Origin of the sequence: Pseudomonas sp. NPDC086278, from assembly GCF_050280905.1 — a bacterium.
Taxonomy (GTDB): Bacteria; Pseudomonadota; Gammaproteobacteria; order Pseudomonadales; family Pseudomonadaceae; genus Aquipseudomonas.
On the sequence record NZ_JBNNWE010000218.1, the window covers coordinates 1 to 1,424 of the forward strand.

Annotated in this window: 1 protein-coding gene and 1 pseudogene; both read left to right on the forward strand. The window is 55.1% G+C overall.

Annotated features, from left to right (window positions below):
* A partial coding sequence (gene sucC / locus ACQKP4_RS29095; RefSeq protein WP_427637440.1) for an ADP-forming succinate--CoA ligase subunit beta occupies window positions 1-843 on the forward strand: 843 nt, incomplete at its 5' end.
* Window positions 843-1,352: pseudogene (locus ACQKP4_RS29100) on the forward strand (succinate--CoA ligase subunit alpha); the annotation flags it as partial. The gene sucC and the pseudogene ACQKP4_RS29100, both read left to right, overlap by 1 nt.
* Window positions 1,353-1,424 lie beyond the last annotated feature (72 nt).

The window sequence follows — 1,424 nt, forward strand, 5'->3', positions numbered from 1 at the left end:
TGGTCACGCGCAGCAGCATCATTCAGCAAGTACTGGTCGAATCCCGCCGCGAGGGCCGAAGGTGGCGTGGACATCGAGAAAATCGCTCACGACACTCCAGAAAAAATTCTGAAAGCCACTATCGATCCACTGGTTGGCGCTCAGCCATTCCAGGGTCGCGAGCTGGCATTCCAGCTGGGTCTGGAAGGCAAGCAAGTTGCTCAGTTCGCCAAGATATTCGTCGGTCTGGCCAAGCTGTTCAAGGATCACGACCTGGCGCTGCTGGAAGTGAACCCGCTGGTGATCAAGGCTGACGGCGATCTGCATTGCCTCGACGCGAAGATCAACATCGACGCCAACGCCATGTACCGTCAGCCTAAGCTGAAGACTTTCCACGATCCGTCGCAAGACGATCCGCGCGAAGCGCACGCTGCCAAGTTCGAACTGAACTACGTAGCACTGGAAGGCAACATCGGTTGCATGGTCAACGGTGCTGGCCTGGCCATGGGTACCATGGACATCGTCAACCTGCATGGCGGCAAACCAGCCAACTTCCTCGACGTGGGCGGCGGTGCTACCAAAGAACGCGTTACCGAAGCGTTCAAGATCATCCTGTCCGACACTAACGTCGCTGCAGTATTGGTCAACATCTTCGGCGGCATCGTTCGTTGCGACATGATTGCCGAAGGCATCATCGGTGCAGTGAAAGAAGTCGGCGTGAAAATCCCGGTTGTTGTTCGCCTTGAAGGCAACAACGCTGAGCTGGGCGCTAAAGTACTGGCAGAAAGCGGTTTGAACATCATCGCTGCTACCAGCCTGACCGACGCTGCTCAACAAGTCGTTAAAGCTGCGGAGGGCAAATAATGAGCGTCCTGATCAATAAAGACACCAAAGTTATCTGCCAGGGTATTACCGGTTCGCAAGGTAGTTTCCACACCCAGCAAGCCATCGAATACGGCACCAAGATGGTTGGTGGCGTTACTCCTGGTAAAGGCGGCACCGAACACCTGGGTCTGCCAGTGTTCAACACCGTGAAAGACGCTGTAGCTGCCACTGGCGCCACCGCCAGCGTGATCTACGTTCCAGCTCCTTTCTGCAAGGACTCCATCCTGGAAGCAGCGTTCGGCGGCATCAAGCTGATCGTTTGCATCACTGAAGGCATTCCTACCCTGGATATGCTGGATGCCAAGGTCAAATGCGACGAGCTGGGCGTAGTCCTGATCGGTCCTAACTGCCCAGGCGTGATCACTCCAGGCGAATGCAAGATCGGCATCATGCCAGGTCACATTCACTTGCCAGGCAAGGTCGGTATCGTTTCCCGTTCCGGCACCCTGACCTACGAAGCTGTGAAGCAGACCACTGACGCCGGTTTCGTTCATCGATAGCGTAATAACCTTGGTCGCCCCGCCGACAAGATAAAATAAATGCTCTTTAACATTATGATA